Origin of the sequence: Streptomyces sp. NBC_00400 (assembly GCF_036048035.1) — a bacterium.
GTDB lineage: Bacteria > Actinomycetota > Actinomycetes > Streptomycetales > Streptomycetaceae > Streptomyces.
Genome location: NZ_CP107940.1, coordinates 2,330,692 through 2,353,895 on the forward strand (window position 1 = coordinate 2,330,692; position 23,204 = coordinate 2,353,895).

General features: G+C 71.9%; 18 protein-coding genes. 7 read left to right on the forward strand and 11 right to left on the reverse strand.

Annotated elements, in window-relative coordinates; translation table 11 throughout:
• Positions 1-21 precede the first annotated feature (21 nt).
• The gene (locus tag OHS81_RS10140) at positions 22-2,280 is read right to left on the reverse strand and encodes an MMPL family transporter (RefSeq protein WP_328384438.1); all 2,259 of its coding nucleotides are present in this window, start codon (positions 2,278-2,280) and stop codon (positions 22-24) included.
• Between the two features lie 298 nt (positions 2,281-2,578).
• Positions 2,579-4,693 carry a phosphocholine-specific phospholipase C gene (locus OHS81_RS10145; protein WP_328384440.1) on the reverse strand — a complete coding sequence of 705 codons (2,115 nt, stop codon included), beginning with the start codon at positions 4,691-4,693 and terminating at the stop codon, positions 2,579-2,581.
• A gap of 568 nt (positions 4,694-5,261) precedes the next feature.
• Here OHS81_RS10145 and OHS81_RS10150 point away from each other — a divergent pair.
• Both OHS81_RS10150 and OHS81_RS10155 read left to right on the forward strand, forming a co-directional pair.
• Positions 5,262-6,320 (forward strand): DMT family transporter, encoded by a 1,059-nt coding sequence (locus OHS81_RS10150; protein ID WP_328384442.1) that lies wholly within the window; start codon positions 5,262-5,264, stop codon positions 6,318-6,320.
• A gap of 155 nt (positions 6,321-6,475) precedes the next feature.
• Entirely contained in the window at positions 6,476-8,236 is a 1,761-nt protein-coding gene (locus OHS81_RS10155; RefSeq protein WP_328384444.1) for a chitinase, read from the forward strand.
• On the opposite strand, the gene OHS81_RS10160 is transcribed toward OHS81_RS10155, so the two are convergent.
• A complete protein-coding gene (locus OHS81_RS10160) occupies positions 8,221-8,649 on the reverse strand; it encodes an ATP-binding protein (protein ID WP_328384446.1) in 429 nt (142 codons plus the stop codon). The two genes, OHS81_RS10155 and OHS81_RS10160, sit on opposite strands and share 16 nt — an antisense overlap.
• Positions 8,650-8,761: 112 nt before the next feature.
• Between OHS81_RS10160 and OHS81_RS10165 the strand changes: the two genes are divergently transcribed.
• The 3 genes from OHS81_RS10165 to OHS81_RS10175 are packed head-to-tail and all read left to right on the forward strand — an operon-like array spanning position 8,762 to position 10,880.
• Positions 8,762-9,586: a helix-turn-helix domain-containing protein gene (locus tag OHS81_RS10165; RefSeq protein WP_328384448.1), complete on the forward strand. Its 825-nt coding sequence runs from the start codon at positions 8,762-8,764 to the stop codon at positions 9,584-9,586.
• On the forward strand, positions 9,583-9,846 hold the full coding sequence (locus tag OHS81_RS10170; protein ID WP_328384450.1) for a DUF397 domain-containing protein: 264 nt from the start codon (positions 9,583-9,585) through the stop codon (positions 9,844-9,846). The genes OHS81_RS10165 and OHS81_RS10170 overlap by 4 nt, the downstream gene beginning before the upstream one ends.
• Before the next feature lie 29 nt (positions 9,847-9,875).
• A complete protein-coding gene (locus tag OHS81_RS10175) occupies positions 9,876-10,880 on the forward strand; it encodes an aldo/keto reductase (RefSeq protein ID WP_328384452.1) in 1,005 nt (334 codons plus the stop codon).
• A 48-nt stretch (positions 10,881-10,928) separates the two neighbouring features.
• Here the strand turns inward: OHS81_RS10175 and OHS81_RS10180 are convergent, their stop codons facing one another.
• Entirely contained in the window at positions 10,929-12,611 is a 1,683-nt protein-coding gene (locus OHS81_RS10180) for an alpha/beta fold hydrolase (protein WP_328384454.1), read from the reverse strand.
• On the reverse strand, positions 12,608-13,936 hold the full coding sequence (locus tag OHS81_RS10185) for a serine hydrolase domain-containing protein (RefSeq protein ID WP_328384456.1): 1,329 nt from the start codon (positions 13,934-13,936) through the stop codon (positions 12,608-12,610). Before OHS81_RS10185 ends, OHS81_RS10180 begins: the two co-directional genes overlap by 4 nt.
• Before the next feature lie 325 nt (positions 13,937-14,261).
• Here OHS81_RS10185 and OHS81_RS10190 point away from each other — a divergent pair, with 325 nt between their 5' ends.
• Complete coding sequence (locus OHS81_RS10190; RefSeq protein ID WP_328384458.1) at positions 14,262-15,002, forward strand: class I SAM-dependent DNA methyltransferase; 741 nt, start codon at positions 14,262-14,264, stop codon at positions 15,000-15,002.
• Between the two features lie 310 nt (positions 15,003-15,312).
• Here OHS81_RS10190 and OHS81_RS10200 read toward each other — a convergent pair whose 3' ends face one another.
• Positions 15,313-17,256, reverse strand: a complete 1,944-nt coding sequence (locus OHS81_RS10200; RefSeq protein ID WP_328384460.1) for a N,N-dimethylformamidase beta subunit family domain-containing protein — start codon at positions 17,254-17,256, stop codon at positions 15,313-15,315.
• Positions 17,257-17,359: 103 nt separating this feature from the next.
• On the opposite strand from OHS81_RS10200, the gene OHS81_RS10205 reads away from it, so the two are divergent.
• Positions 17,360-18,211, forward strand: coding sequence for a COG4705 family protein (locus OHS81_RS10205; RefSeq protein WP_443058675.1), 852 nt, complete (start codon positions 17,360-17,362; stop codon positions 18,209-18,211).
• 39 nt (positions 18,212-18,250) lie between these two features.
• Here the strand turns inward: OHS81_RS10205 and OHS81_RS10210 are convergent, their stop codons facing one another.
• From OHS81_RS10210 to gatC, 5 genes are all read right to left on the reverse strand, one after another.
• Positions 18,251-19,153 (reverse strand): LLM class F420-dependent oxidoreductase, encoded by a 903-nt coding sequence (locus OHS81_RS10210; RefSeq protein ID WP_328384462.1) that lies wholly within the window; start codon positions 19,151-19,153, stop codon positions 18,251-18,253.
• Between the two features lie 309 nt (positions 19,154-19,462).
• A complete protein-coding gene (gene gatB, locus OHS81_RS10215; RefSeq protein WP_328384464.1) occupies positions 19,463-20,971 on the reverse strand; it encodes an Asp-tRNA(Asn)/Glu-tRNA(Gln) amidotransferase subunit GatB in 1,509 nt (502 codons plus the stop codon).
• 16 nt (positions 20,972-20,987) lie between these two features.
• The gene (locus OHS81_RS10220; RefSeq protein ID WP_030087700.1) at positions 20,988-21,221 is read right to left on the reverse strand and encodes a hypothetical protein; all 234 of its coding nucleotides are present in this window, start codon (positions 21,219-21,221) and stop codon (positions 20,988-20,990) included.
• A 5-nt stretch (positions 21,222-21,226) separates the two neighbouring features.
• Positions 21,227-22,720 carry an Asp-tRNA(Asn)/Glu-tRNA(Gln) amidotransferase subunit GatA gene (gatA, locus tag OHS81_RS10225; RefSeq protein ID WP_328384465.1) on the reverse strand — a complete coding sequence of 498 codons (1,494 nt, stop codon included), beginning with the start codon at positions 22,718-22,720 and terminating at the stop codon, positions 21,227-21,229.
• A gap of 98 nt (positions 22,721-22,818) precedes the next feature.
• The gene (gene gatC, locus OHS81_RS10230; RefSeq protein ID WP_328384467.1) at positions 22,819-23,115 is read right to left on the reverse strand and encodes an Asp-tRNA(Asn)/Glu-tRNA(Gln) amidotransferase subunit GatC; all 297 of its coding nucleotides are present in this window, start codon (positions 23,113-23,115) and stop codon (positions 22,819-22,821) included.
• Positions 23,116-23,204: the final 89 nt, after the last annotated feature.

Consider the following 23,204-nt stretch of genomic DNA (forward strand, 5'->3'; position numbering starts at 1 on the left):
GGGGACGTCCGGCGCCGGTCCCTACACCTCCACCAGCGGTTTCTCCCCGCCCTGCGGCCCGGGCAGGCCCGCCGCCGCACCCGGCTCCGGCGGCGGTTCGATGCTGATCCGGGGCAGCCACCGGTCGAGCCAGGACGGCAGCCACCAGTTGGCGCCGCCGAGCATGTGCATCAGGGCGGGCACCAGCAGCGTACGGAGCACAAAGGCGTCCAGGGCGACGGCGCAGGCCAGGCCGATGCCGAACATCGCGATGGTCCGGTCCCCGCTGAGGATGAAGGCCGCGAACACCGCGATCATGATGACCGCCGCCGAGTTGATCACCCGGCTGGTCTCGGCGAGGCCGACCCGTACCGCCCGGCAGTTGTTCCGGGTCAGCTGCCACTCCTCGTACATCCGGGAGACCAGGAACACCTGGTAGTCCATGGACAGGCCGAAGAGCACCGACACCATGATGACCGGCAGGAACGGTTCGATCGGGCCGGCGCTGCCCAGTCCCAGCAGCTCGCTGCCCCAGCCCCACTGGAAAACCGCGACGACGATCCCGAAGGACGAGGCGACGGCCGCGAGATTCATCAGCGCGGCCTTGAGCGGGATCCCGATGCTGCGGAAGGCGAGCAGCAGCAGGACCGAGCCGAGCGCGATGACCACACCGATGAAGAGCGGCAGCTTGCCGACGATGACGGCGGCGAAGTCGTCATAGCTCGCGGTGATGCCGCCGACCCGCACCTGCAGCGTGCTCGCGCCCTCCGCCGCCGGCAGCACCTCGCTGCGCAGGCGTTCCACCAGGTCGGAGGTCTGCCGGGCCTGCGGTGAGGTGGTGGGGACGACGGTGATCACGCCGGTGCTGTGGCTGCCGTCGAACTCGGGGGCGCTGACCCGGGCGATGCCGGGCGTGTCCCGCAGCCGCTGCGGCAGCTTGTCGAAGGCGACCCGGTCCCCCGCGCCGTCCAGGGTGCCGACGAGCGTCAGCGGCCCGTTGAATCCGGGCCCGAAGCCGCTCCCGCGGGCGTTGCCGGACCCGCCGCCCGCCAGCAGGTCGTAGGCCTTGCGGGTGGTCGAGGTGGCCGGGTTGTTGCCCTGGTCGGAGGTGCCCAGATGCAGTCCGAGGGTCGGCAGGGCGAGGACGGCCATGAGGGCCGCCGCGGTCACCCCCAGCAGCTTGGGGTGCCGCTCGACGAACCCGGACCAGCGGGCCGCGATACCGGCGGGCCGCTCGGTCCTGGGCCCCTGCTCGGCCAGCTGCCGGCGCTCGCGGCGGCCGAGCGCCCGCATCCCGATCAGTCCGAGCAGCGCCGGCAGCAGGGTGACGGACGCGGCCACGGTCAGGACGACGGTGAGCGAGGCGGCGAGGGCGACCCCGTTGAGGAAGCTCAGCCGCAGGATCAGCATGCCCAGCAGCGCGATACAGACGGTGGCCCCGGCGAAGACGACCGCGCGCCCGGACACCGAGACGGCGCGGACGGCGGCCTCGCCGACCGGCAGGCCCGCACGCAGGCCCTTGCGGTGCCGGGTGACGATGAACAGCGCGTAGTCGATCCCGACGCCGAGGCCGATCAGCATGCCGAGCATCGGGGCGAAGTCGGCGACGGTCATCGCATGGCTGAGCAGGGTGATGCCGGCCGAGGCGGTGCCGACGGCGGCCAGCGCGGTGACGATCGGCAGGAAGGTCGCGGCGAGCGACCCGAAGGCGAGGAAGAGCACCACGGCCGCGGCGCCGAGCCCGATGAACTCCGCGAGCTGGGCCCGCGGCGCCTCGGTCAGCGCGATCCCCGCGCCGCCCAGCTCGACCTGGAGACCCTTGCCGGACACGGCCTGCGCGGTGTCGACGACCTTGCGGACCTGGGCTGGGTCCAGGTCGTCGGTGGCGCGGTCGAAGACCACGGAGGCGTAGGCGGTGTGCCCGTCCTTGCTGATCTGCTGCGCGCCCTGGCCATCGGATGGGCGCGCGCCGGGCCCGTCGTAGGGGCCGTGCACCTCGGCGACGCCGGGCAGCTCGGCGACCTTGTCCAGGGTGTGCGTCATCGTCGTGCGGACCGCGGCGGCCCGCACCGTGGTGGAGTCGGTGTGCCACACGAGGGTGTCGCTGTCCCCGGACTGCCCGGGGAAGGCCCTCTCCAGCAGGGCGGAGGCCCGCCCGGATTCGGTGCCGGGCACCTCGTAGTTGTTCGAGTACGCGGACCCCACCGCCGCCGCGGCGGCCGCGACCCCCGCGAAGGCGGCCAGCCAGAGCACGATCACCACGATGCGGCGCCTGAGACACCACCGAGCCAGAGCGGTCACGGACCTCGTCTGCTTCCCGGGGTAGTGCGTCGATATCTCCCGGGAGCGGGTGGTGCCGAGCGCGGATGTACGGGGGACGGGCGGGCCCGCCGCCGGCCCGTGAGGCGGCGGCGGACCCCCTTCTTCCGTGCAGGGTGTCAGCCCGGGGAGATCCTTTGAGGCGTTTGTGGACTTCCCCACAAAGAGCCGGAAATGGGGAACTCTTCCCGGGAGGGGAACCCGGCCCCGTGTCCCGGCCCGGTCCCCGCTGGTGCCCCGGCGCCGCCTCCTGCCCCGGCCCCGGCCCGTACGCCGGGCCTCAGCCGGTGACCGACTCCCTGCCGTTCTCCACGTGCCCCATCAGCCGGCGGTGGAAGGACGGGTCCTCGGCGGCCGAGAGACCGAGGTCGTACCAGCCGTGTGCGTCCCGTGCCTGATGGGCGACGGTGCGGCTGCGGCCGGCCTTCACCTTCACCGTGCGCGGCGCGGTGTCCGCGTACGCCAGCGGCTCCAGGGTGAAGGTCAGGTCGGTGCGGCCGGGGTTGGTGAGGGTCAGGTGGAGCTCCTGCCGCCGGGCGTCGATCCGCGTCCCGGTCAGGACGGCCGCGGCGGCGCCCCGCCCCGTCCCGGCGAACTCCCGCCGGAAGCCGTTCGGCCCGGTCACCGTGAAGCGGTACGCCCCGTCCTTCACCGGCACCTCCCACGTCCCCTCCCCCCGCACGTCCCGGTGCTGCGGGGCGGCGAACTCCTTCGCGTACGGGTGGAGCGCCAGGTGCACGGAGGCCTTGCCGTCATTGCGTACGGCCATCCGGAAGACCGCGGCGCCCGGGTCGAAGCCGCCGTCGGCGTCCGGCTGGTACGGCAGCGCCCTGGCCGGACGGCTGCCGCTCTCCTGCCGCGGCAGCGCCTGCCGGACCGGCGGCCACGGCAGCCAGCGCCCGCTGAAGGGCGGGATCGCGCCGGGCTGTGGCACCGGCGGCTGCCGGCGCCCGCGGGAGAAGTCGAAGGCGGCGGTCAGATCGCCGCACACGGTGCGCCGCCAGGCACTGATGCCGGGCTCCTCGATGCCCGTCCAGCGCTCCAGGAACCGGGTGATCGAGGTGTGGTCGAAGACTTGCGAGCAGGCGTAGCCGCCGACCGTCCACGGCGAGATGACCAGCATCGGCACCCGCATGCCCAGACCGGTCGGCCGGCCGTCCCAGAACTCCCCGTCCGTCCCGGCGGGCGGGACCGGCGGCGGCACATGATCGAAGAACCCGTCGTTCTCGTCGTACGTCAGGAAGAGCGCGGTGTGCCGCCAGACCTCCGGGTTCCTGCCGAGCGCGTCCAGCACCCGGTAGACGAGGGTGGCGCTCTGGGCGGGCGAGGACGAGCCGGGGTGCTCGGAGTCCGCGGCGGACGGCACGAGGTACGACACCTCGGGCAGTGCGCCGCTCGCCACATCGGCGGCGAACGCGGCCGCCGTGCTGCCCGGCTCACCGCGGCGCAGCGCCCGCTCGAACAGGCTGCGCCCGTCGCGGCCGAGGCCGCCCACGCCCTCCTCCAGCAGCCCGCGCAGCCGCCGGCGCCCGGCCTCGTCGGCAGCCGCCAGCTTCCCGTAGTAGCCGGTCATGTTCTGCACTCCGCCGACCTTCACCAGGGCCCGCTTCGCCACCGCCTTGAAGGTGGCGTAGAACTCCAGGTTGTTGTCGGTGAAGTTGTCCCACTCCTGGTAGACCCGCCAGCTCCGGCCGGCCTTCTCCAGCCGCTCGGCATAGGTGGTCCAGGTGTACCCGGTGTGGGTGTCCTCCGCGTAGGCGTCGTTGCCCACGGCCCGCTTGCCGTCCGGCTCATAGCCGGTCCAGCCGCTCACCAGGTGGTTGCGGTTGGGGCTGGTGGAGGAGTGGATCGAGGAGTGGTAGGCGTCGCAGACGGTGAAGGTGTCCGCGAGTTCGTAGTGCAGCGGGATGTCCTGCCGGTCGTAGTGCGCCATCGTGGCGGGGGACTTGGCGGTGACCCAGTTGTTCATCCAGCCGCCGTTCCACGCCCTGGACCCACCGTCCCAGCCGTGGTCGAGCGCGCCGATGTACTGCAGGTCCTTGCGCTGTGCGGCGGCCGCCCCGCGCACCGGGAACGGCAGCACGGTCCCGATGCCCAGCCACCCCGGCTGCTCGAAGACGCTCCGGCCGCCGGGCAGTTCGACGGCGTTGCGGTCGGCGTAGCCGCGTACGCCGCGCAGCATCCCGAAGTAGTGGTCGAACGAGCGGTTCTCCTGCATCAGCACGACCACATGCCTGAGGTCCGCGAGCCCGCCCCCGCCGCGCGCCGGCCGCGCCGCCGCACCGGCCGCCAGCGCCTGCTGCAACGACGGCGGCAGCAATGATGCAGCCGTCGCCGCGCCCGCCGCTGCCGCCCCCACTCCCAGTACACGTCTACGAGATATCTCAGGTGCCATGCCCGGCCTCCCAGGTGACGTTCCGGTCGACGTACCAGTTGCCATGCGAGTTGACGTACCAGTTGCCGTTCCAGCCGGCGTTCCCGTTGCCGTTCCCATGGGCGCGCCAGTTGACGTTCCATCAGCCCGTCGGCCGGCCCGTGGTCCGTCTCCGGACCGGGGCGAGGAGCGACAGGGACGATGAGGAGCGACCGGGAGGTTAGTGGAGTGCCGTGACGGGCGACAGGGAGCGGACTGCCCACCCGGGGAAGGACCGCGGCGCCGGCCGGGAGCGGACGTGGCCGGTTCCGGCGCACGACGGCTGTTCCCAGCGGGCGCACCGCCCTGGGAAGATCATGTCGGCCTCCCCCGGGACCCGGCGGCCTCCCCCGCCGAACGGCAGCACTCGCCAAGCCGCACTCGCCGTACGGCCGCACTCGTCGCACGGCCGCACTCGCCGTACGGCCGCACTCGCCGTACGGCCGCACTCGCCGTACGGCCGCACTCGCCGTACGGCCGCACTCGCCGTACGGCCGCACTCGTCGCACGGCCGAACGGCCGCACTCGTCGGACAAGGACCCCCAGCACCATGACCCCCCTGACTTCCGGCGCCACCCACCCCGGCAACCGGCCCCTCTGGCTCATCGATCTGCCGGTCGTCCTGGTAGCCGTCGTCTGGGGTTCCAGCTACCTGGCCGCCAAGGAGCTGGCCACCACAGCCACCGTCATCGCCCTGCTCCTGCTGCGGTTCGTGGTGGCCGCGCCGGTGATGGCGGTGGTCGCGGGCCGTGCGATCACCCGGCTCAGCGCCCGGGAGACCGGCGCGGGCGTGCTTCTCGGCATGCTCCTGTCCGGCGTCCTGGTGCTGGAGACGTTCGGGGTGGTGCACACCTCCGCGACCAACGCGGGCCTCATCATCAGCCTGACCATGATCTTCACCCCGCTCGCGGAGGCCGTGGCGACCCGCACCCGCCCCACCGGGGCGTTCCTCGGCGCTGCGGCACTGTCCGTGACCGGTGTGGCCCTGCTGACCCAGGGGTCGGGGTTCACCACGCCGTCGTCCGGCGACCTCCTGATGCTGCTCGCGGCCGTCGTCCGCACCGTGTACGTCATGGCCACGGGCCGTATGAAGGCGGTCCGTTCGACCGACTCCGGGGCGCTGACGGTGGTCCAGTTCACCGGCGCCATCGCCGTCTTCGCGCTCGCCTCGCCCTTCGCCGGCGTCTCACCGCTGGATGTCGCGGCCGCCTACTCCCTCCAGCAGTGGGCCGCGCTCCTCCACCTGGCGCTGATGTGCACCCTCTTCGCCTTCTTCGTGCAGATGTGGGCGGTGCGCCGCACCTCGCCCTCCCGCGTGAGCCTGCTGCTGGGCACCGAACCGCTCTGGGCGGCCGTGATCGGCGTCCTCGCCGGCGGGGACCGGCCCGGCCTGCTCGGCGCGGCCGGGGCGGTCCTGATCCTCGCCGGTACGACCTGGGGCCGGCAGGCCGCGGCACCGGCGGTCACGGCGGAGGGCGAGCCGGAGCGGCCGGAGGGTGCTGCCCCGGAGGGTGCTGCCCCGGAGGGCGGGTCTCCGGAGGGCGGGTCCCCGGAGTCCACCCGGGCCTCGCAACCGGCCGTCGCGGCGCAGGGGGCACCTCCCCTGTGACCGGGTACCCCTGGCCGCCACTGCACGTCCCCCAAGTCCCCGTTGTGCCGGACCTCTTGACCGCCCTATTGGTCTGAACCATTCTGAGGCCAGTAGCGGTGGCCACCGTCTTGCTGCAGTTCTCCCCGTGTTCCCCCTCGACACCGGAGACAGCCATGCCTCATACCGCACACGCCCGCCACACCCACCCCAGCCGCCACACCCGCCCTGCCCGTCACAGACGCCTCCTCGCCGCGGCACTGACGACCCTGGCCGCCGCGGCGGCCACCCTCTCCGGCTCCACCCCGGCCGCCGCGGCCGACGTCAACGCCACCGCGGCCGACGTCAACGCCGCCAGGAACGCCGGCTACGAGTCCGGCCTGAGCAACTGGACCTGTTCGGCAGGCAGCGGCAGCACCGTCGGCTCCCCCGTCCACGGCGGCACCGGCGCCCTCAAGGCCACCCCCACCACCTCCGGCAACGCGACCTGCTCCCAGACCGTCGCCGTCCAGCCCGGCTCGACCTACCGGCTCAGCGCCTACGTCCAGGGCTCCTACGTCTACCTGGGCGCCTCCGGCACCGGCACCACGGACGTCTCCACCTGGACCCCGTCCGCCACCGACTGGCAGCAGCTCAGCACCTCCTTCACCACAGGCCCCACGACGACATCCGTCACCGTCTACACCCACGGCTGGTACGGCCAACCCGCCTACCTCGCCGACGACTTCAGCGTCCTCGGACCCGACGGCGGGGGCGGCACCGACCCCGGACCACAGGCCCCGGCCACCCCCGGCGGCCTCACCGCCAGCGCGGTGACCTCGTCCTCCGTGGCCCTGTCCTGGAACCAGGTCCCCGGCGCCACCGGGTACACCGTCTACCGCGACGGCACCAAGTACCGGACGGTGAGCGGAACTTCGGCGACCGTCCCGGACCTGGAGCCCGCCACCCCCTACCGTTTCCAGGTCACGGCCACCAACGCGGCCGGCGAATCGGCCCGCTCGGCGGAGATCACGGCCACCACCGCCCCCGCCGGAAGCGGCGGCACCCCCGCGGTCCCCGAACACGCGGTCACCGGCTACTGGCAGAACTTCAACAACGGCGCCACCGTCCAGAAGCTCAGTGACGTGCCCGGCCAGTACGACATCATCGCGGTCGCCTTCGCCGACGCCACCACCACACCCGGCGCCGTCACCTTCGCCCTCGACTCGGCCGGCCTGGGCGGCTACACCGTCGACCAGTTCAAGGCCGACATCAAGGCCAAGCAGGCGGCCGGCACCTCGGTGATCCTTTCGGTCGGCGGCGAGAAGGGCACCGTCTCCGTCAACGACGCCGCCTCGGCCGCCAACTTCGCCACCAGCCTCTACGCCCTGATGCAGCAGTACGGCTTCGACGGCGTCGACATCGACCTCGAAAACGGCCTCGACCCGACCTACATGAGCCAGGCACTGCACTCGCTCTCCCAGAAGGCGGGCGGCAGACTCGTCCTCACCATGGCCCCCCAGACCCTCGACATGCAGTCCACCTCGGGCGGCTACTTCCAGACGGCGCTGAACGTCAAGGACATCCTCACCGTCGTCAACATGCAGTACTACAACAGCGGTTCCATGCTCGGCTGCGACGGCAAGGTCTACTCCCAGGGCACCGTCGACTTCCTCACCGCCCTGGCCTGCATTCAGCTCGAAGGTGGCCTCGCCCCCTCCCAGGTGGGCCTGGGCCTGCCCGCCTCCCCCCGGGGCGCCGGCAGCGGCTATGTCGCCCCGTCCGTCATCAACGCCGCCCTGGACTGCCTCGCCCGGGGCACCAGCTGCGGCTCCTTCCAACCGCCCAGGACCTACCCCGGCATCCGGGGCGCCATGACCTGGTCGACCAACTGGGACGCGGCGAGCGGCAACGCCTGGTCGAACGCGGTCGCCCCGCACGTTCACGGCTTGCCGTAACAGCGGAACGCGCACCACACGATCTTCCCCGGCACGCGCTCGTCGACGCCCCACGCGTCGGCGAGCGCGGACACCAGCAGCAGCCCCCGCCCGGACTCGCCCTCGTCGCCGCCGTACGCCGGCGGCACGGGCAACCGCGGCTCCCCGGCACCGCTGTCGTGCACCTCGACCCGCAGCAGCCCGCCCTCGTCCAGCGACAGGCACAGCCGGTACCCACGGCCGGGCGGAACGCCGTGCAGCAGGGCATTGGTGGCCAGTTCACTCACGCACAGCAGGACATCGTCCGCGAGGTGATCCAGGTCCCAGTCGGTGAGGGCGGTACGGGCGAACTGCCGCGCCCGCGACACCGACCGGTGCTCGCGGCGGTAGAACGCGGTGCGGGCGCAGAGTTGTTCCTGCATCTCCTTTTGCATGGCGCCACTGTCACACTGCGTGACTATGCTGGACCACAGTGTCAGGTCGTACGGATGCGTTGTACGACATCTGGCGGTGTCATGCCGTCGCGGGGAGGGGAAGGCAGAGCGCATGCACCCGGCGAACAAACCCAAGAGGATCACTTCCTGGCATGTGATCGGCGCCCAGCTGAGTCACTTCCGGAAGGCCGCCCGCATCACCCAGCCCATGCTGGCCGAGCGGGTGGGAGTGCACGAGGACACCATCGGCTCGATCGAGCAGGGCCGCAGACCACTGAAGCTCGACCTGGCCGAGGTGATGGACGAAATCCTGGGCACCAAGGGGGCGTTAGCGGTCGCGGTGGCGAAGGTGCCGGAGCGGGAGAAGCTGCCCGCCTTCGTCCAGGACCTGGTGGAACACGAGGAGGAGGCACTGACGCTGCTGTCGTACCAGAACCAGGTGGTGCCTGGGCTGTTGCAGACCGAGCCGTACGCACGGGCAGCATTCGACGCCCTGTACCCGCCGCTGGACGACGGCCAGGCCGAGGAATGGGTCTCCGGACGCATCAGCCGACAGAAGCTGCTGGAGCGCGAGAAGCCTCGGCCCATGCTCAACTTCATCCTGGAAGAGGTCGCACTCCACCGGCCGATCGGCGGCCCGGAGATCCTGCGTGCCCAGCTCCGCCATCTCCGGTCGTGCGCCGAACTCCCCTTCCTGGGGCTTCAGATCATGCCGACGACCCGACGCTCCCATGCTTCCCTGGATGGTCCGCTGGTCCTGCTGGAGACGCCGGAACACGAGCATCTCGCCTACATCGAGGCACAACGGATCAGCTTCCTGGTCGATGATCCGGACGAGGTCAGTGGTTACCAACAGAAATATGGGATGCTGCGGTCGCAGGCCCTCACACCAGAGGAGACGAAGAGCCTGCTGGACGACTTGCTAGGAGAGCCATGACCAGCACAGCAGCCCAGCACTTCTCTCGCGGTCTTAGCTGGTTCAAGTCCAGCTACAGCGGCAGCGCGGGCGGAAACTGCATCGAAGTCGCCTATGCCTGGCACAAGTCCAGCTACAGCGGCAGCGAGGGCGGCGACTGCGTAGAGGTCGCCACCTGCCCCCACGCCATCCACGTCCGCGACTCCAAGAACCCGGACGGTCCGGCGCTCACGTTGAGCGCCCCTGCCTGGGCCGCCTTCATCGCCAACGTCTCCGCCTGACCGGCACAGGGGCCGGGACCAGGACGGGGATGCAGCAGCGTCAGCTGGGAACGCACGGGCCGGGCGTCAGCGCGCTCGGCCTCGGCTGCATGGGGATGTCCACCTCGTACGGGGTCCCGGACGACGCCGAATCCGTGCGGGCCCTCGACCGCGCGGCCGAGCTCGGCGTCACCCTGCTCGACACCGCGGACGCCTACGGGCGGGGCGCCAATGAGGAGTTCCTTGGCCGCTGGCTGCGTGGGCGTACGGCGACGCAGCGGGACGGGCTGGTCGTCGCGACCAAGTTCGGGCTGCGGCACGACGCCGCCACGGGGCGGGTGAACGAGGTCGACAGCTCCGCCGCCTGGGTGCGCGAGGCGTGCCACGCCTCGCTGCGCCGTCTCGGTACGGACCGCATCGACCTCTACTACCTCCACCGCCGCGACCCGGCCGTCCCCATCGAGGAGACGGTGGGTGCCCTGGCCGGGCTGGTCGCCGCCGGCGCCGTGCGGTATCTCGGCCTCAGCGAGGTGAGTCCGCAGACGCTGCGCCGGGCGCACGCCGTCCACCCCATCAGCGCCGTACAACTGGAGTACTCCCTCTTCACCCGCGAGGTCGTGGAGGGCGAGATGCTGGCGACCTGCCGGGAACTCGGCATCGGCGTCGTCGCCTACTCTCCGCTCGGGCGCGGCATGCTGACGGGTGCGCTGGCGTCCCGCGACGACCTGACCGCCGAGGATGCCCGGCGCCGCTGGCCGCGGTTCTCCGAAGCGAACATCGACCGCAATCTGCGCCTGGTCCAGGCCGTTCGCGCGGCTGCCCGAGCCCTCGGCTGCACCCCGGCACAGGCCGTCCTCGCCTGGCTGCTGGCCCAGGGCGAGGACATCGTCCCGATCCCCGGCACCAAACGCCGGGCGTATCTGGAGGAGAACGCCGCGGCGGCCGGTCTCGCGCTGACCCCGGAGCAGGCGGCCCGGCTGCGGGCGGCCGTGCCCGACGGCGCCGTGGCCGGGGAACGCTACCCGCTCGCCGCCCTGGAGCGACTGGGCCACTGAGCCGGGAAGCCGACGGGCGGGCCAGGCCACGCCCGTCGGCGGCAACCGCTAGCCGGCCCGCTTGACGCAGGTCAGGTCGTCTTGCGGCAGCTTTCCGGTGGCCAGGTACCGGTTGACCTTGGCGTCCACGCAGGCGTTGCCGTATTCGCCGTAGATCCCGTGCCGGTTGGCGCCCTTGAGGGTGATCAGCCGGGAGCTCGGCAGCAGGCCGTGCAGAGCGAGACTGTTCTTGTACGTGGCGCGCGGGTCGCCGGTGGCGGCCACGATCAGCGCCGGGGCGTCGTGGCGCACCTGGGTGGGCTTCTCGCGCGGCCGGTCCCAGAAGGCGCACGGTCCGATGTTGTTGGTCAGCGGGCCGAAGAGCGCGTGCTCGGCGCGGCTGCGCTCGATGTCCTGCCAGTAGCGCTCGGGGTCGCGCGGGGCCGGCTTGTCCCCGCAGATGATCGCGGACTGCGCCCCGGCGGATTTCGCGTCCTCGCCGTTCAGCATGTTCCGCAGGGCTGCGGCGAACTGCGGGGACAGCCGGGTCGGCTGCCCGCTCGCGGCCTTGCGCAGTACGGCCATCTGCTCGCCGAGGGCGGCCCGCTGCGGGTCGGTGTCGTCGGCGATTTCGGCAGTGATCAGGGACGGCACCTGGGTGTCGTCGAGGCGGAAGACCTCGGGGGCGGTGCCGACCGTCAGGCCGCGCGCCGACGCCGCGACGACACCGCGGACCGTGGCGAGCACGTCGGCACGGGTGCGGCCGAGGCCGTAGGCGACGTTGCGGCGCGCCGCCCAGGCGGCCCAGTCGGAGAGCGCCCGCTCGTTCTCGGGCTCGGCACCCTGAAGCAGCCGGGGGCCGTAACCGTCCGGGGCGAGCGCCCCGTCCAGCACGGTCCGGTCGAAGCGGCCGGGGAACAGCTGGGTGTACACCGTGCCCAAGTAGGTTCCGTAGGAGTAGCCCAGGTAGGAGATTTTCCGCTCGCCGAGCGCACCTCGGATGACGTCCATGTCGCGCGCCGTATTGCGGGTGCTGATGTGCGGCAGCACCGACGCGTTGGTGGCCCGGCACTTGTCGGCCAGGCCCTTCTGGAAGGTGACCTGCCGGTCGAAGCTCGCGCGGCTGAGACCGGCCGAGAGGATGCTGGTGCCGACGGGCCAACCGCAGTCCAGCGGGGTGCTGCGTCCGACGAAGCGCGGGTCGAAGCCGATGATGTCGTAGCGCGGGCCGACCGCCTTCATCGCCTTGCGGACGTCCGGCGGGGACTGGACGGCAGGGCCGCCCGGGCCGCCGTTGTTGAGGAGCATCGAGCCGATGCGGTGGCGGGTGTCGGTGGCCTTGAGCCGGGATATCGCGACGGTGATCGTCCGGCCTCGGGGGGCGGCGTAGTCCAGTGGCACGGTCACGTCCGCGCACCGCACACCGGCCTTCTCCAGGCCATGGCCCATCGAGTCGTCGGGGCCCTTGATGCAGCTGCCCCAGGCGAGGCGCTGCCGGTAGTAACGGTCGAGCCCGGTCCCGGTCCCGGTGCCGGTGCCGGTTCTGTGTCCGGCGGTTGCCGCGGCGCGGTCACGGTCCGCGGCGGGGGGCGCGGTTGCCGCGGCGGGGGGCGCGGTTGCCGCGGCGGGGGGCGCGGTTGCCGCGGCGGGGGGCGCGGTGGCCGCGGACACGGCGGGGGAAGCGGCGAGGCAGGCAGCGAGGGCGATGCCCGCTGCCGAGGCGCGGCGCAGGGCCGGGCTGAGGCTGATCACGTGGACTCCTCGATCTGATGAGGGGTGCGGTGGCCCGCACAGAAGGCGCGGTCGACGATGGCGCGGAAGTTGGCCTCTGCCTGGTCGGTTTCGGGCACCTTGTTGAGTGCGAGGGCGATGCTGCGGCCATCCGGGGTGACCGCGCCCAACGCGCGGTGTCCGCCGGGCACCGTCCCGCTGTGCCCCCACCACATCCCACCGCACTGCAGCGGGGAGGCGATCAGACCGAGTCCGTACCGGGCGCCGGGCCACAGCCGCTGCGGGTCGGCGGGGACGGTGTGCTTCATCTCGGCGAGCCAGCGCGCGGGCAGCAACTTCCCGCCGAACAGCCCGCGGTAGAACCGGTTCACATCGGCGGGTGTGGAGATCAGCGCACCGCCCGCCCCGCCGAAGGTCGTGTTCCACGCGGTCCCGTCGGCCAACGGCGTGCCGTTCGGCTGCTCCTGGCCCGGCTGTTCCTGGCCCGGCTGTTCCCGGCCCTGCGGCTCCCGGCCCTGCGGCTCCCGGCCCTCCTGTTCCTGGCTCTCCTGCTCGGCTCCCTGACGCTCGGACGCCTGCCGCTCGGGAGTGGGGACGTAGGGGAAGTAGCTGTGCGAGTGCGGGCCCCGGATCCGCGTGCTGTCGCCGGGCCAGTAGGTGTCGCGCAGACCGAGGGGATCCAGGATCCGGCGGGTCACCTCCGCCTCGACGCCGCGCCCGGTGACCTTCTCGACGACGAGTCCGGCGATGACGGCGTTGGTGGTCGCGTAGTGCCACCGCTTGTCCGGGTGCGGCATCTTCAGCGCGGCCGCGATCAGTTCGCGGGGCTCGAAGTGGCGGAACCGCCACTCGTTCACGGGCCCCTTGCCGAGGGATTCGACGTAGTCGGGAAGGCCGCTGGTGTGCTGGAGGAGCTGCCGTACGGTGATCGTGCGGCCGTCGTAGCCGTTGCCCCGGATCAGTCCGGGAAGATAGCGCTCGACCGGGGCGTCCAGTGCGATCCGGCCCTCGGCGGCGAGCTGCACGACGACCGTGGCGGTGAAGGTCTTGGTGACGCTGCCGATCCGCAGCCGGTCCCCGGCGTTCATCGGGCGGCCGGTGGCCCGGTCCGCAACGCCGCTGGCCGCCGTCCACCGGCCGCACCCCGGGTCGACCACTTCGGCCGCCGCGCCCGGTACGCCGTGCCGGGTGACCAGGGTGTCTACGGAGTCGGTGACCGCGCCGCGGGCCGCATCGCAGGCGGCTGAGGGGGCCGGCCGGGCCACCGCGTTCGCCGCGGGGGCAGCGAGCACCAGCACGGCCGAGGCCGCGGCCAACGCGGTCGCGCATCGCCTCGGCCGGCGCATACCAAAGGGAAGTTTCTTCGCTTTGTTCGGTAAACATCTCACGCCGTCAGACGCTAGAAGCGCGGGCGCCGGTACTCACTGCGGCTGTCCCCCCAATCTCAGGGGGGCCAACTCCAGCAACGCTCACCCCGGATGCGGCGACGGTCCCTCCCGATGCGGGGATGGCCTCTCGCACGCTGCGCCGAGGAGAACGACCGCACCGCTGTCCCCGAGCCGGAGGGTGCCCTGGAAGGTCCGTACCGGCTTGCCCCGAACTGTGTGATCGGAGCCGGTGGAAGGTAAAGGCGTCGACAGCGCCCCTCTGCACCCGGCAAAGTGGCCGCACGTGACGAGCAGTGAGCTGTGGACCCGTGCAACCGCCGACCGCTACGACGTCGAGGAGACCGAAAGATCCTCGGCTGCCGTTCTCGGACCGACTCTCTCCTTCCTCGCCGAGCTCGCCGGAGATGGCCGGGCACTGGAGTTCGCCATCGGGACCGGACGAGTGGGCGTTCCGCTCCGGGAACGCGGCGTGCCGGTAGTGGGCATCGAACTGTCCGAGCACATGGCAGCAGTGCTGCGGCGCAAGACCGACGAGGGCACGCTCCCGGTAGCCCTCGGGGACATGGCTACCACCGTCGTCGCCGGCGAGTTCACCCTGGTCTATCTCGTCTACAACACCATCACGAACCTGCTCACGCAGGACGAGCAGGTCGAGTGCTTCCGCAACGCCGCACGTCATCTGGAGCCCGGCGGCCGATTCGTCATCGAGCTGGGCGTGCCGCCGCTGCGGTTCCTGCCGCCCGGCCAGGTCGCGGTGCCGTTCGACGTCTCTGAGCAGCATCTCGGCTTCGACACCTTCGACCTGGTCGAGCAGATTCTCGTCTCGCACCACGTCACCCGCGACGGCGACGACGGCCGCTACCGCCGCGGCAACTCCCGGCACCGGTATGCCTGGCCGGCAGAGCTCGACCTGATGGCACGGATCGCTGGTCTAGAGCTGGAACGTCGCGTCGCGGACTGGGACGGGGCGCCGTTCACCCAGGACTCCGCGAAGCACATCTCCGTGTGGCGCAAGCCAACCTGAGGGCGGCCACCGGGCTGTCGACGCAAGCCGTGCCTGTCCTGACATTCCTCTGGGGAGTGCAGGCGTCGCCAGCAGATCAGTGCGCATCCGAGGGTGCGGAAGGCTTCGTGGATGTCGTCGCGTATCTCCCAGCGGATCCGCGGGCGGCGGAACCAGTGCAGGTGGGCGAATGCTCGCTCAACGACCCCGCGTTGGGCACCGAGTCCGGAGCCATGCCCCGTGCCCACAGCTCCGGCCGAGCCACTGCACACCCCCGGATCATCAGTCCCGGACTGCACCAGCCACCTTGAAGGTCATTTCGCCAGCACTTTCAAGTCCCGTACACAGCAGCCACGTTGTTCCGCGGGGCCGGCCGGATCTTCGCCGCGGGTGCCACGGCGAAGGCGCGGAGCAGGTTCTCGGTGGTGCGGGTGACGAAGGCTCGCGTCCGGTCGTCCATGTCGTGGTCACGGCCGTCCTCGCGCGTTCCGGCCATCAGGGCCTCCACCCACCGCATCGTTCCGGAGGAGAAGACGCCGGCGCCGCTCGGCACGGTGTAATAGGCGGAGTCCGCGTGGCTGCGCCGGCCGTTGCAGACGAGCGGTGAGTGGGCAAGGATCTCCAGCCGCTCCGGCGTGGGCGCCTGTGGGGTCACCCGGTCGTACTCCACCCCGACCAGGTGGGCGAAGGCATCGCCCCGCTTCGCGCCCGTCCCCGCGAAGAGCCAGTGGTCCGCGTTGTGCACGACATAGGGCGCATCCGTCGGGTAGCCCTCGTAGAAGACACCGGTCAGGGCGGACTCCGGGTCGGCGGCGGGCGGTTGGCGGAAGTCGTGGGTCGGCAGCGCCCGGTGCGGACCGGCGAAGCGTGGATCGTCCCGGTAGGAGGTCTTGTAGCAGACCACGGTGCGCAGGGCACCGGACGAATCCGACCCCCGCCCCGTCCCCTGCCCCTGCTCCGGTTCCAGCCCCCGCCCCGATCCCGTTCCCGGCCCCGTTCCCGGCCCCGGCCCCGGCCCCGGCCCCGGCCCCGGCCCCGGCCCCGGCCCCGGCCCCGGCCCCGGCTCCAGCCTGACCCGGCGGAAGCAGGCGTTGGCCCCGAGGAAGGCCAGGTTGGTGCCGGCGTCGCGGGCCCGGGTGACGTGCTCCCGCTGCTGCGGCGTCCAGTACTCGTCGTGGCCGAGCGAGAGCGCCGCCGTGGCGCCCCGCAGCGCCGACGGGTCACGGTGGACGTCCACCCCGGTGGTGTAGGCCAGCGGGAGCCCGAGCCGTTCCGCGAGGACCACCAGCGCGCGCTCGTAGACCAGGAACTTCCCGGCCCCGTCGGAGTCGTAGGGCCGGTCGAAGCTGACGGCCAGCGAGCGCGACCCGTACCCGCCGTCCGTGCCCCGGTAGAGGCTGTAGCCGCCCCACGCGTTGTACGCCTGCCAGGTCGACACCGCATGCATCAGCACCGTCCGGCCGGTGGTGCGGGCCGAGCGGACGACCAGCGGGACGTACCGCTGGTGCCCGTGCTCCGCGTCCAGCCGGAGCAGATAGGCGCCCGGCGGCCAGCCGTCCGTACGCACCCGGAGGCTGCGCTCCCAGTCCGCCCGTACGCTGCGGGTTCCGGGCAGCAGCCTCGGGTGGCCCTGGCGCCGTCCGGCCACCCGGCCCGAGCGCCAGACCCGCCGGGCCTGGGCCCCGCGGTACCAGCCCACCCGGTAGGCCGCGACACGGAAGCCGGGTGCGGTGGTCGAGACGTACAGCCCGAACTCCTCGCCCGGCAGGACGCTCACCCTGTCGGTGTACCCCTCGACCGCATCGGGCGGACCGGCCGAACGGATCCGCCAGTCGGGGTGCCCCGGCCGGTCCCGTTCCGCGGCGAGATCGCCCTGATCGCCGGCGCCGTGGCTTTTGCCGGACGGGGCGTCACAACCGGCGGACACCCCCACGGCGAGACCGGCGGCCCCTACGGCGGCGGCCCCGAGAAACCGTCTGCGGCCCAGGCCTCCTGAACCGCCCGCCCCGGCGGATTCCCCGCCGTGTTCCTCGGTCCCGCCGTGTTCCGCTGCCCCGCCATGTTCCGCGGCCCCGCCGTGGGGCCGATTGCCGTGCCGTGGGTCCTCGCCCATGTCGCTGCTCCCGTACGCACCCTTCCGCCGAGCTGTCAGGACGATCATCCGGCGCCGCGCGCCACCGGACGACCTCAGCGGGCCCGAATGCGGGTACGGCAGCCCCGGCACCGCGGGCCCGAGGGCGGTCGCGGCGCACCCCACCCGATCGTCTACAGTCATGTAGACGAAAGCTGGGCACCGCTCACGGGCACGCGTGGGCGGCTGAACCACGCCCGGAATCGAGCAGGTTGCGGACACGGCGCACCGCGCCGGGAGGGCGGACATGACGATGACACAGTCGAGCAGCAAGGCACCAGCACGACCCGTGGGCGAGGAGCGGTCCCGCACCCCCACGCCCGACGCCGGACACGGACCGGGCTGGAGCAAGGTACCGCAGGTCACGGCCGTGTTCTGGGGAGTGAAGGTACTCACCACCGGCATGGGAGAGACGGCCTCGGACTACCTCGGCCGGACGCTCGGCCCGATACCGGCCGGCAGCCTGGGACTCGCCGGGCTGGTGGCCCTGCTCATCCTCCAGTTCCGGACCACCCGCTACCGGCCCTGGATCTACTGGTCCGCCATCGTCATGGTCAGCGTCTTCGGCACCATGGCCGCCGATGTCGTCCACGTCATCGCCGGCATCCCGTACCCGGTCTCGGCCCTGGCCTTCTCGGCCGGGCTGGCCGCGATCCTGACGGCCTGGTACGTGTCCGAGGGAACGCTCTCGATCCACAGCATCCGCACCCGCCGCCGCGAGACCTTCTACTGGGCGACCGTGCTCGCCACCTTCGCCCTCGGCACCGCGGCCGGCGACCTCACCGCGGGCACCCTGCACTGGGGCTATCTGCCCTCGGGCATCCTGTTCACCGCCCTCATCGCGGTGCCGGCGCTGTCCCGGCGCTTTTTCGGCCTCAACGCCGTCGCCGCCTTCTGGTGGGCGTACGTCCTGACCCGCCCGCTCGGGGCCTCCTTCGCCGACTGGATGGGCGTCTCCACCTCCCGCGGCGGCCTCGGCTGGGGGACGGGTCCGGTCACGCTGGCACTCATCGTCCCGATCGTGCTGCTCGTGGGCTACCTGGCAGTCAGCCACAAGGACACCCCGCCCGAGCAGCCGGCCACGGGTACCGCCGCCTGAGGAGGAGGAAGCCCCCACGCACTGCGCGCCGCCGCGGCCTCAGGATTCGATCAACACCGGTGCCAGTTCCCGCAGTTGATCGATCCCGAGCCCCCGGTCCGCCGCCACGGGCTGGAGGGCGACATGGTCCGCTCCGGCCTCGTGGTGTTCGGCGACCCGGCGCCGGATGGCGTCCACGTCGCCCCACGCCACGATCGCGTCCACCAGCCGGTCGCTGCCGCCGCCGAGGAAGTCCTCGTCCCCGAAGCCGAGCCGTCGCAGATTGCCGGTGTAGTTCGGCAGCTGCAGATAGAGGCGCGTGTGGTGTTCACGGGCCAGGGCGCGGGCCGTCGCGGGGTCGGACTCCAGCAGCACGGCCTGTTCCGGCGCGAGCAGCGGACCGGTGCCGAGGATGTCGCGGGCTCGGGCGGTGTGTTCGGGGGTGACGAAGTACGGGTGGGCGCCGTCCGTCCGGTCCCGCGCCAGCTCCAGCATCTTGGGGCCGAGCGCCGCCAGCACCCGGCCCGGCGCCGGATCGGCCGTCGGACCGTCGTACGGAGCCCCGTCCATCGCGTCGAGATAGGCCCGCATCGCCGCGAGCGGCTTGGTGTAGCTGTGGCCGCGCGCATCCACCAGCGGGGCGTGGCTCGCGCCCAGGCCGAGCACGAAGCGTCCGTCGTACGCCTCGGCCAGGGTCTGAGCGGCGGCGTGCGCGGCGGACGCGTCCCTGACCCAGATGTTGGCGATGCCGGTGGCGACCGTGATCCGCTCGGTGGCGGCCAGCAGCAGACCGGCCAGGCTCACCGACTCGCTGGCCGGCGTCTCGCCGAACCACAGGGCGCCGTACCCCAGTTGCTCGATCTCGGCCGCCGCCCGGCGCGCGACGGCGGCCGGCACCCCGCCGAGCCCGCCGTGCCAGACGCCGACCCGGCCGATCCTCGCGGCGAGAGATTCGTGCTGCACCGTTCCTCCAACTGGCCCAAGGGTGATGCCCCGTCCTCGTTTTCGTCCTCGTCCTCGGACGGCGGAGGGGCCTCTCCTTGATCACAGCATGGCGGCAGGCTCCGGCATTCCCCGGTCGGGCCGGGCCGATCGGGTGGGACGGCCGATCGGGTGGGACGGGCCGATCAGGAGGGACGGGCCGATCAGGAGGGCGATACGACGAAGCGGCCGCCCTCCCGGGAGTGATTTCTCGGGAGGACGGCCGCTCAACGCTGCCGGACGGGTGGGTGCGTCAGCCCTCGACGCCCAACTTCTCCAGGCTGTGCTCCATTATTCCTTCGCGCCAAGGCGCTCAAGAATCAGCTCACGGACGCGGGCCGCGTCCGCCTGGCCCCGGGTGGCCTTCATGACCGCGCCGACCAGTGCTCCGGCCGCGGCCACCTTGCCGCCGCGGATCTTGTCGGCGATGGCGGCATTGGCGGCGATGGCCTCGTCGACGGCGGTGCCCAGGGCGCCCTCGTCGGAGACGACCTTCAGGCCGCGCTTCTCGACGACGGTGTCCGGGTCGCCCTCGCCGGCCAGCACACCCTCGATGGTCTGACGGGCCAGCTTGTCGTTGAGCGAGCCGTCGGCCACCAGCGCGGTGACCCGGGCGACCTGCTCGGGGGTGATCGGCAGGGCGGCCAGGTCCACGCCGTCCTCGTTGGCGCGGCGGGCCAGCTCGCCCATCCACCACTTACGGGCCGAGGCGGAGTCCGCACCGGCGTCGACAGTGGCGGTGATCAGGTCGACCGCGCCCGCGTTGAGGATCGACTGCATGTCGTGCTCGGAGATGCCCCACTCCTCGCGCAGCCGGTTGCGGCGCACCCGCGGCAGCTCGGGCAGAGCCGCCCGCAGTTCCTCGACCCACTCGCGGGAGGGGGCCACCGGCACCAGGTCCGGCTCGGGGAAGTAGCGGTAGTCCTCGGCGTTGTCCTTGATGCGGCCGGCCGTGGTCGAGCCGTCCTCCTCGTGGAAGTGCCGGGTCTCCTGGACGATCGTGCCGCCGGAGGAGAGCACCGCGGCGTGCCGCTGGATCTCGAACCGGGCCGCACGCTCGACGGAGCGCAGGGAGTTGACGTTCTTGGTCTCCGACCGCGTACCGAACGTCTCGGTGCCCTGGGGACGCAGCGACAGGTTCACGTCGCAGCGCATCTGGCCCTGCTCCATCCGGGCCTCGGAGACGCCGAGCGCCTTGATGAGCTCGCGCAGCTCGGCGACGTACGCCTTGGCGACCTCGGGGGCCCGCTCGCCCGCGCCCTCGATCGGCTTGGTGACGATCTCGATGAGCGGGATACCGGCGCGGTTGTAGTCCAGGAGGGAGTGCCGGGCGCCGTGGATACGGCCGGTGGCACCACCGATGTGGGTGGACTTACCGGTGTCCTCCTCCATGTGGGCGCGCTCGATGTGCACCCGGAAGATCTCCCCGTCCTCCAGCTGTACGTCGAGGTAGCCGTCGAAGGCGATCGGCTCGTCGTACTGGGAGGTCTGGAAGTTCTTCGGCATGTCCGGATAGAAGTAGTTCTTCCGGGCGAAACGGCACCATTCGGCGATGGAGCAGTTCAGCGCCAGGCCGATCTTGATCGCGGACTCGACGCCGATCGCGTTGACGACCGGCAGCGAGCCGGGCAGGCCGAGACAGGTGGGGCAGGTCTGCGCATTGGCGTCCGCGCCCAGGGTGGTGGAACACCCGCAGAACATCTTGGTCTTGGTGCCGAGCTCGACATGGACCTCCAGGCCCATGACGGGGTCGTACGCCGCGAGGGCGTCCTCGTACGACACCAGGTCAGTGACAGTCACGGTGAAACTTTCCCTCTCAGCCCAGCAGGACGTCGTCGTCGCCCAGGCGCTTCAGTTCGCGGTAGAGGATCGCCAGGCCGGTGACGATCGCCGCGGCCGAGACGGCGGCATCGATCAGGCGGAGCGTGTCGTTCTCCTGACGGGCCAGCTTGGCCTGCTTGGCGACGCTGAGGGCGCCGAAAGCGGTGCTGCCGATCGACAGGTACAGCCCGCCCTTGGACTTCTTGAAGTTCTTGGCCTTCTTGGTCATGGCGCTCACAGTGCAGGTGCCTCCTCGAGCAGCGGGTGACCCCACTTGGCGGTGAACGCGGTCTCGACCGCGGCACCGACCTTGTAGAGCCGGTCGTCGGCCATGGCAGGAGCGATGATCTGCAGGCCCACCGGCATCCCGTCCTCGGGCGCCAGGCCGCAGGGCAGCGACATCGCCGCGTTGCCTGCCAGGTTGGTGGGGATCGTGCACAGGTCGGCGAGGTACATCGCCATCGGGTCGTCGGCGCGCTCGCCGATCGGGAAGGCGGTGGTCGGCGTGGTCGGCGAAACGATCACGTCGACCTTTTCGAAGGCCTTCTCGAAGTCGCGGGTGATCAGCGTCCGCACCTTCTGGGCGGAGCCGTAGTACGCGTCGTAGTAGCCGGAGCTGAGCGCGTACGTGCCGAGCATGATCCGGCGCTTGACCTCGTCGCCGAAGCCGGCCTCACGGGTCAGGGCCGTGACGTCCTCGGCGGACTTCGTGCCGTCGTCGCCGACCCGCAGGCCGTAGCGCATGGCGTCGAAGCGGGCCAGGTTGGAGGAGCACTCCGAGGGCGCGATCAGGTAGTACGCGGACAGCGCCAGGTCGAAGGACGGGCAGTCCAGCTCGACGATCTCGGCGCCCAGCTCCTTCAGCAGCTCGACGGACTCGTCGAAGCGCTGGATGACACCGGCCTGGTAGCCCTCGCCGCGGAACTGCTTGACGACGCCGACGCGCATGCCCTCGACGCTGCCGTTGCGCGCCGCCTCGACGACCGGCGGGACCGGCGCGTCGATGGAGGTGGAGTCCAGCGGGTCGTGGCCGGCGATGACCTCGTGGAGCAGCGCCGCGTCCAGGACCGTACGGGCGCACGGGCCGCCCTGGTCCAGGGAGCTGGAGAACGCCACCATGCCGTAGCGGGAGACACCGCCGTAGGTGGGCTTGACGCCGACCGTGCCGGTGACGGACGCGGGCTGGCGGATGGAACCGCCGGTGTCCGTGCCGATCGCGAGCGGGGCCTCGTAGGAGGCGAGGGCGGCGCTGGAGCCGCCGCCGGAGCCGCCGGGGATCTTGGTGAGGTCCCAGGGGTTGCCGGTCGGGCCGTAGGCGCTGTTCTCGGTGGAGGACCCCATGGCGAACTCGTCCATGTTGGTCTTGCCGAGGATGACGACGTCGGCGGCCTTGAGCTTCTTGGTCAGCGTCGCGTCGTACGGCGGGAGCCAGCCTTCGAGGATCTTCGACCCGACGGTGGTGGGGACCCCCTCCGTCGTGAAGATGTCCTTGAGCGCGAGCGGGACACCGGCCAGCGGGCCGAGCTGTTCGCCGCGGGCGCGCTTCTCGTCCACGGCGCGGGCCTGGGCGAGCGCGCCCTCGCGGTCGACGTGCAGGAAGGCGTGCACCTTCTCGTCGACGGCCTCGATGCGCGCCAGGTGGGCCTCGGTCACCTCGACGGCGGTGACCTCGCCGGAGGCGATCTTCGCCGCGATCCCGGCGGCGGTGAGCTTGATCAGGTCTGCCATGGCCCTAGCTTCTTCGTTCGCTTCTCCGCCCGCGCGGCGCAGAGGTGCGGCTTTCGCGGTCGGGTGCGGCCCGGCGGCCGCGCGTGCGTCGCTCACGGTCACTCCTCCCCCAGGATCTGCGGCACCCTGAAACGCTGCTGCTCCTGGGCCGGGGCGCCGGAGAGCGCCTGCTCGGGGGTCAGCGACGGACGGACCTCGTCCGGCCGCATGACGTTGGTCAGGGGCAGCGGGTGGGAGGTCGGCGGTACGTCTTGGTCGGCGACCTCGGAGACGCGGGCGACCGCGCCGATGATGTCGTCGAGCTGCGTGGCGAAGTGGTCGAGCTCTTCTGCCTTCAGCTCCAGACGTGCCAGCCGGGCGAGGTGGGCGACCTCCTCGCGCGTGATGCCAGGCATGCAGCGATCCTCTGGTGTTCTGGGCGGAGTGTTCCGGGCGGAGAGTCCAGGAGGAGTCTTCTCGTCGAATGCTCCTGTGAACTTTTCCG

What these genes read in the sequence shown, in the direction of transcription:
- OHS81_RS10145 (WP_328384440.1), bottom strand. Translation starts at nt 4,693, where the DNA reads ATGGCACCTGAGATATCTCGTAGACGTGTACTGGGAGTGGGGGCGGCA.
- OHS81_RS10150 (WP_328384442.1), top strand. Translation starts at nt 5,262, where the DNA reads ATGACCCCCCTGACTTCCGGCGCCACCCACCCCGGCAACCGGCCCCTC.
- OHS81_RS10155 (WP_328384444.1), top strand. Translation starts at nt 6,476, where the DNA reads ATGCCTCATACCGCACACGCCCGCCACACCCACCCCAGCCGCCACACC.
- OHS81_RS10160 (WP_328384446.1), bottom strand. Translation starts at nt 8,649, where the DNA reads ATGCAAAAGGAGATGCAGGAACAACTCTGCGCCCGCACCGCGTTCTAC.
- OHS81_RS10165 (WP_328384448.1), top strand. Translation starts at nt 8,762, where the DNA reads ATGCACCCGGCGAACAAACCCAAGAGGATCACTTCCTGGCATGTGATC.
- OHS81_RS10170 (WP_328384450.1), top strand. Translation starts at nt 9,583, where the DNA reads ATGACCAGCACAGCAGCCCAGCACTTCTCTCGCGGTCTTAGCTGGTTC.
- OHS81_RS10175 (WP_328384452.1), top strand. Translation starts at nt 9,876, where the DNA reads ATGCAGCAGCGTCAGCTGGGAACGCACGGGCCGGGCGTCAGCGCGCTC.
- OHS81_RS10185 (WP_328384456.1), bottom strand. Translation starts at nt 13,936, where the DNA reads ATGCGCCGGCCGAGGCGATGCGCGACCGCGTTGGCCGCGGCCTCGGCC.
- OHS81_RS10200 (WP_328384460.1), bottom strand. Translation starts at nt 17,256, where the DNA reads ATGACTGTAGACGATCGGGTGGGGTGCGCCGCGACCGCCCTCGGGCCC.
- OHS81_RS10205 (WP_443058675.1), top strand. Translation starts at nt 17,360, where the DNA reads ATGACGATGACACAGTCGAGCAGCAAGGCACCAGCACGACCCGTGGGC.
- OHS81_RS10220 (WP_030087700.1), bottom strand. Translation starts at nt 21,221, where the DNA reads ATGACCAAGAAGGCCAAGAACTTCAAGAAGTCCAAGGGCGGGCTGTAC.
- gatA (WP_328384465.1), bottom strand. Translation starts at nt 22,720, where the DNA reads ATGGCAGACCTGATCAAGCTCACCGCCGCCGGGATCGCGGCGAAGATC.
- gatC (WP_328384467.1), bottom strand. Translation starts at nt 23,115, where the DNA reads ATGCCTGGCATCACGCGCGAGGAGGTCGCCCACCTCGCCCGGCTGGCA.